Genomic DNA, 6,788 nt, shown 5'->3' with positions numbered 1-6,788 from the left:
GTAGAAGCAAATAACGAACCTTTTGCGAATCTGCCATCTTTCAAAATTGTAAAAAGAGATGGAATATCCATCGGCTTTATCGGTTTGACCGATGCGATGAGCACGACAATTGCAAAATCAGTTCTCCAAAAAGATTTGCTGCCATCCGCCAAACAGACGGTGGAAAAACTAAAAAATCTACAAACCGATCTGATAATCGCAATTACTCAAACCGGAAAAGAAACGAATGAAAAATTGTTAGAAAAAATTCCGGAAATAGATGCGATCTTTTCCGAAGAAATGTATGAAAATAGAACAAATGTTTATTACGTTGGAGACCGACCAATCATTACCACCTGCGGAAATCTCGGTTCTATTGCCAGATTAGATATAAAAGAAACAGGCGGAAAAACCTCGTTTTATCTCAGGATTTATCCGGTGGACTCGTCTGTAAAAGAGCAAAAGAATCTGGCGGAATTGCAGCAAAAATATCAAGACAAGTTGGAAAAAGACTTGGCGAAACCGATAGCAATTCTGCAGCATCCTTTGAACGCCGGTGTAAATGGAGATTTCAAGTGCAGATGGGGAGAAACAAATGTAGGCAATCTGATAACGGATTCATACCGTAAATTTCATGATGCGGATATTGCAATTTTGAATGGCGGCGGAATCAGAGCAAACGCTTCAGCCGGAGAATTTACGATCAAAGATGCTTTATCAATAATCCCTTTTGGAAATCGGATTTGTCTTGTTGAAATATCGGGAAACCACATTTGGGAAGCTCTGGAATATGGCGTTGGTTCAGTTGAAAAATCAGGAGGTAATTTTCTCCAAATCTCCGGCTCAAACTACGAATATGATTGGAGTAAAAAAAGAGGGGAAAGATTATTGCGGGTGGATGTTGCCGGTAAACCTTTGGAGATGGATAAAATTTACACCTTATCTCTTCCTGATTATCTGCTTTTTGGCGGAGATGGATTTGACTTTTTGGATCATTGCAAAATAATCGTTCCACCCGAATCAGCCTCAAAGGATATAGAAGTTTTTATAGAATATTGTAAAAAACAGATTGTTTTAGAACCTAAGATTGAAAATAGAATTGGGGTAAAGAATAAGGAGTAGATAAGTAAATTCAAAGGATTCTGACGCATTCTGAAGTCCAGTCCGGAAAAGAATGGCTGAACTCCAGTCTGCTGAAATGCTGACTTGCTGAAATGCTGACTTGCTGAAACCTCACTCTACAAAAATCCTTACAGTAGTGGTAGCACCATCATCTTCATCTACTTCAATATGAAAAAGATCACCGGTTTCCCCGGAAGTGGCAAGTTCCACGATCTCTTTCCAATCTATTGACGAAAAATCGAAATTTGTATTGTTGATATTTGCATGAAATCCAGAATTCTTCGGGATGAATTTGATGCCCAGTTTGGCGAGAGAGATTGGGATGGAAATATTTACTTTTGGTTTTTCGCGATTTTCTTCTTCCACGATTATTCTCAGTTTTTTTCCACTAATTTTTTTCTTTTTACTTTTGCTGCTAATAGCGGAGAGGAGTTTTGAGGCTTCTTCTGCAGAAATTTTACCATCTGCAACCATATCAATTATTTTCTTTGTTTCACTCATTTCGATCCTCCATAGCTTTGAGTAGTTTTTCGGCTTCGGTTGAATTTATTTTTCCTTGCTCAAGCAATTGCAATATTTTTAATCTGCTTCGCTGCTTTACCATTTCAGCTTCTTCAGTATTTAATTCGGTTTTTTCTGCCTCTGATTTTTCACGCTCTTCGTGCACTTTGGTTTCTTCATTTTTCATTTTTGTTTTTTCATTTTTGAATTTTCGGGCTTGTTCAGTGGCTTTTTTCAGAGATTTTTTAATCTCAATTTTGATTTTTTTGCCAATATTTTTACCATCAATATCAAAATCAACATCATTCTCAATGTTATCGGTAACATCCTCGACTATTCCACTGATATCCGGTATATTTATCTTTAATTTTTTTAACTTTTTCATTGCTTTTTCCATTTTTTTGTGAATCTTTTCTTGTTGTTCGGGTGAGGGAATTTTATCAATAATATGCTCGAATGAATCTGCAAGTTTCTCAAAATTGAAGCGCTCTCTGCTAAATGGGTTCTTGCTTGTTTTGGAATTCACCAAAGTTATTCTTCCGTTTTCGTTCTCTGCTATAATTTTTACATTTCCACTTCCCTTTACCATTTCCAATATTTGCTTACCATTTTCTTTTCTGCGATCATAATCACCATCCAAACCAATATGAAAATTGCCAATCTCATTTTTTGCAATAATATTGAATGGGATTTCTTCAGGAATAGCAAGATGGATTTTTCCATTTTCGTTTTTGAATTTGAATTCTCCTTTTTCTACATCATTGAATTCAAAATAAATGCTGCCATTTTCGTTTTGTATATCTGCATTTTCAAATTGAGATTCGATTACTTTTACCGAACCATTTTCAATATGTGTTTCAAGTGTTCCAACACATTTTGAGCATTTCACCCCACCGTTTTCACCTCGAATGATTACTTTTCCTTTATTTTGTCTCAATTTTATTCCGCCGTTTTCAGTCTGCAATTTCATTGATCCTTCGGAATCTTCAATGCTGATTCCTCCGTTTTCGGTTTTGCATTCTATTCTCCCAACAATTTGGTTCATAGACAATTTTCCATTTTCGAAAGAGGTGTTTACATAGCCATTCAAATCGGAAATCCTAAATTCGGCATTTTCCGAATTTATTTTAAGATTCGTTTTTCGAGGTACAGACAAACGAATATCAGTTTTGCATTTGTTGTTTTTCGGATTATTGAGTTTGATTGTCAGTTTGTTTTTTCTCTCAACAAATTTCACATTGAGAATGTCATCCAAATCAATTTTCTTTTCAGAACCAATTTTTATTTCCAACTCCGATTCTGCTTTATCATTCCCGGCGATTGACATTCCAAAATCTTCAGTGTCTATTTGCAGGTTGAGGTTTTCACTCGTTGCGTATTTAAATTTTTCCTGTAAATTATACATTTTGACTCCTATTTTCTAATTTTTTAAGGGCTTGTTCTACAGAAATTTTTCCGCTATCCAATTCGGTGAGAATTATTTCTGAGGGTTCATCAGGTTCTTGTTTTGCTTCCGGGCATAAGACTTTGGTAACTTCTGTTAGTTTGTTTTTTACAGTAGGATAGGAAATTCCAAGTGTTTTTTCAACTTCCTTGATACTTCCTTGTGAGCAAACAAAGATTTTTACAAATTCCTGCTGTGCTGGTGAAAGTAAGGCAAGTTCGCCGATTCCGAATTTTCCACTAATTTCCGTACCGCAATTCGGACAGCGATACTTTGTGATTTCCAGTGTGGAATTACACACCGGACATTGCTTCAATCTGTTATTCATTTTTTCTCTCTTTCTGCGAAGATCGTAGCTTCGAATATAATATTAAAAAAATTAATAAAAAAGTGAATAATGTCAAGTTTAAAAATAATAAAATTAATTAAATTAATAAAATCAATTGATATTATAACTTTTATCATAACAAAATAATAAATTTATGTAAAAATAAGAAATATTATAAAAGATAAGTTGAAAAAAACATGCAATATCAAAATCATATTTATTGACATCAAATAACACAATTTCCTCTTCATATCAAAATACGAAATCAGATAATTTATTATGAAAATATTAATAACAGGCATAACCGGTTTTATAGGTGGAGCAGTTTGCGAAAAGCTGCTCGAAAGAAGCAAAGATTCGATTGTGGCGTTAATTCGTCCTTCCACAGATAAATCACGCTATGAAAAATTCGAGCAAGAGGGAGTTAATTGCAAATTTGTGGAAATGACGAATGAAAGCGCAATTCAAAGTTTGTTTGATGAATTCCGTTTTGAGTTGGTTTTTCATATTGCAGCAATTCGTGGGGGAAGAAATTTCCCCAAAAAAGATTATTTTGATGCAAACGTAAATGCAACCAAATATATTGCAAAACAATGCGTGAAGCATAAATCAAAATTAATTTTCTGTAGCTCCGTAGGGGTTTTTGGGGCAATACCAAAGGAACTTCCCCCGAATGAAAACACTTTGAGGCAGGAAGATAATTATTACCATTTCACAAAAATCGAAGCGGAAAAAGAATTGCAAAATCTAAAATCCGTGGGGTTAAAATTTGTAATTATTCGACCTTCGATAACTTATGGAGTTGGAGATTATGGATTTCCCTATAATTTAATTAAACTTGTAGATTCCGGATTGATGCTTTTACCCACGAAAGATATAAAAATAAATATGGCTGACTGTAAGACAATGGTTCAGGCATTTATTAACGCTGGAAATTTTGATATTCCTTCCGGAAATACATATAACATTGCAGATAAAAATCCGGTTTCTATAAAAAAATTGGTAAACTTTATCAGCAATGAACTAAAAGGGAAAAATTATCCCAAATGGAAAATATGCCCTTCTTTCAAATTTCATTTTTTTGAATTTATTTTCTCAAAAATATTCAAAAACGAGTTATGGAAAGCACGCATTCAATTAATATCCAGAGATTGGTTTTATGATGTTTCACCCGCTGAGGAAGAGATTGGATTAAAAACTCACGATACCATCCCGTCATTCAAATACGTAATCGAGTGGTATCAGGAAATTAAAAAAAGAAAGTTGGTGAAATAATGGCTATCCCAATTTTAAAAACTTGGCAAAATTATTTTACAGACGAACCAAATGAAGGTCTGGGTTCCAGTTACGAACGCATTATTCTAAATATAAAATTGGATGAAATTATTCAAAAATATAACTGCAAATCTCTTCTCGAAGTTCCTATCTTTGGATTTACCGGGGTCAGCGGAATAAATTCAATGCATGTGGCAAAATCCGGTCTTCCCGTAACGCTTATAGATAACGATCAATCAAGATTAGAAATGATCAAAAACGTTTGGGAAAAGTCAAATCTCTCGGCAAATTTTCGTTTTCAAAAGGATTTTAAAAAGATTGAACTTCCCAATGAATCTATTGATATGAGTTGGAATTTTTCGGCTTTATGGTTTGTGGAAAATCTAACGGTATTTTTGCACGAACTCACTCGCGTAACCAAAAATGTGATCATGCTTTGTGTACCAAATCGTTCAGGAATCGGATATCTTTCACAGAAGTATATCTCCGGAACTGATCTGAGAAAATATTTGATTGAAGATAACATCATCCCGAAAAATATTATTGCGGAAATGCGAAAATTGAACTGGAAACTTGTAGAAAGAAATTACATAGACTGCCCACCATGGCCTGATATTGGCATGGATAAACGGGATTTTCTCAAAATATTCCATTTGGATTTTTTGCTGAAATCAAAAACCGAAAAGATTGATGAAAAAATTTGTATTCTGAAATATTATCAAGATAAAGATCTAGATTTTGCTGAACAGATGATGAACTATTATTGGTTAGAGAAAATCGCCCCGAAATTTTTCAAGGCATTCTGGGCACATCATAAATTTTTAATTTTTGAGAGAAATTAACTCAATACAAATCCACAATTTGAAAATATTATTTTATGAAAAAAAATAAATTGCATTTGCTTCTTGGTTTATTATTTGGTATTGTCCTCATATTTTTGTGGATCTACTTTATTGATTTTAACAAAGTGGTTTCATATTTGAAAAAAGTTCAAGTCGGTTGGGTAGCTGTGGGTGCTTTTTTATACCTTTTGGCTTATTTCTTTCGTGCCCTGCGGTGGAAAATATTGTTGTCCACCGAGATAAACGTTTCTCCTATAAAAGTTTTTTTAATAAGGATGGGAGGCAATTTTTTGAACTATTTGATCCCAATTCGTGCCGGAGAACTGGCAAAGAGTTATTTCCTTAAAAAAACCGATAACATTGCTATGTCGCGAACTTTACCTTCTGTTTTCGTTGACAAAATGTTTGATTCGATTGGTATTTTTCTTGTTCTAATTCTTATCCCATTTCTCCATGTAACTATATCAAAACCTCTGCTGATATTGATCATCCTTCTGATTTTGGTTGTAATTACCGGGGGTGTTATTTTGGTTTTTGCAGCAATTGCCAAAGACAAGATCGTTAGTATCATTCGCAAATTTTTTTTCTTTGTTCCAAAAAAATATAAGGAAAAATTCTTTCACCTTATTGACCTTTTTGTTGAAGGTGTAGGATTATTTCGTCATCATCTTAAGTTGCTTCCGCCTGTGATCGGGCTTACTTTTCTTGCGGTGCTGACCGAAAGCCTTTATTTTCTGTGTATGTTTCTGGCATTTCAGCAACCCATAGATTATTTTGTTGTTTTATTTGGCTATACCCTGATTTATCTTTCTTATATTTTACCCTACCCCCCAGCACAGATCGGAAGCAACGAATTGATAATGGTTATAATTTTTTCTGTTGGATTGGGGCTCAATAAAGAGATGGTCAGTGCGGTGATGGTTTTTGCCCATTTGCTGACCGGTATTTTGATCACAATTATCGGATTGCTCGCCTTAAGTTATACCGGGGTAAAGATATTTGATAGATTTAGTAGTTCGAAAGAAAATTCCATACCTTCCGAAAAGTTGTAGGGAACTGTCCTCCAAGAAAAATCAATGATACACGCATCCCCCCAAAATCAGCAAAAGATCAGCGTGAATTAAACCTATACCTACATTGGCGCTTATAGAGGAAAAATGGTTTATAATTTCACATTTTCACAAAAAGATAAGATAAAAGTGGATCAATTAAAGAGAATGAAAATGAGATGGGTGATGTAGAAGTTCTAAATTTATAGGTTGAAAATGAATATTGTTCACTGACTCCGGGGTTATTC

At 34.3% G+C, this 6,788-nt stretch carries 7 protein-coding genes; 4 read left to right on the top strand and 3 right to left on the bottom strand.

All coding sequences use genetic code 11. From position 1 onward, the window contains the following. A partial coding sequence (locus U9P79_00575) for a 5'-nucleotidase C-terminal domain-containing protein (GenBank protein ID MEA2103128.1) occupies positions 1-1,101 on the top strand: 1,101 nt, incomplete at its 5' end. 111 nt (positions 1,102-1,212) lie between these two features. Here the strand turns inward: U9P79_00575 and U9P79_00570 are convergent. Genes U9P79_00570 through U9P79_00560 form a run of 3 tightly spaced genes read right to left on the bottom strand, consistent with a single transcriptional unit; the run spans position 1,213 to position 3,374 of the window. After that, a complete protein-coding gene (locus U9P79_00570; protein MEA2103127.1) occupies positions 1,213-1,602 on the bottom strand; it encodes a hypothetical protein in 390 nt (129 codons plus the stop codon). Further along, positions 1,595-3,007, bottom strand: a complete 1,413-nt coding sequence (locus U9P79_00565; GenBank protein ID MEA2103126.1) for a hypothetical protein — start codon at positions 3,005-3,007, stop codon at positions 1,595-1,597. Before U9P79_00565 ends, U9P79_00570 begins: the two co-directional genes overlap by 8 nt. Then, on the bottom strand, positions 3,000-3,374 hold the full coding sequence (locus U9P79_00560) for a DUF2089 domain-containing protein (protein ID MEA2103125.1): 375 nt from the start codon (positions 3,372-3,374) through the stop codon (positions 3,000-3,002). Before U9P79_00560 ends, U9P79_00565 begins: the two co-directional genes overlap by 8 nt. Positions 3,375-3,653: 279 nt before the next feature. Here U9P79_00560 and U9P79_00555 point away from each other — a divergent pair, with 279 nt between their 5' ends. Genes U9P79_00555 through U9P79_00545 form a run of 3 tightly spaced genes read left to right on the top strand, consistent with a single transcriptional unit; the run spans position 3,654 to position 6,543 of the window. After that, positions 3,654-4,649: an NAD(P)-dependent oxidoreductase gene (locus tag U9P79_00555; protein ID MEA2103124.1), complete on the top strand. Its 996-nt coding sequence runs from the start codon at positions 3,654-3,656 to the stop codon at positions 4,647-4,649. After that, a complete protein-coding gene (locus U9P79_00550; protein MEA2103123.1) occupies positions 4,649-5,491 on the top strand; it encodes a methyltransferase domain-containing protein in 843 nt (280 codons plus the stop codon). The genes U9P79_00555 and U9P79_00550 overlap by 1 nt, the downstream gene beginning before the upstream one ends. A 35-nt stretch (positions 5,492-5,526) precedes the next feature. After that, entirely contained in the window at positions 5,527-6,543 is a 1,017-nt protein-coding gene (locus U9P79_00545) for a lysylphosphatidylglycerol synthase transmembrane domain-containing protein (protein MEA2103122.1), read from the top strand. The last annotated feature ends 245 nt before the right edge of the window (positions 6,544-6,788 follow it).

Source organism: Candidatus Cloacimonadota bacterium (assembly GCA_034661015.1).
GTDB lineage: Bacteria > Cloacimonadota > Cloacimonadia > JGIOTU-2 > JGIOTU-2 > JAYEKN01.
Note: the sequence above shows the minus strand (reverse complement) of the source record. Positions and strands in the feature narration are given on the sequence as shown.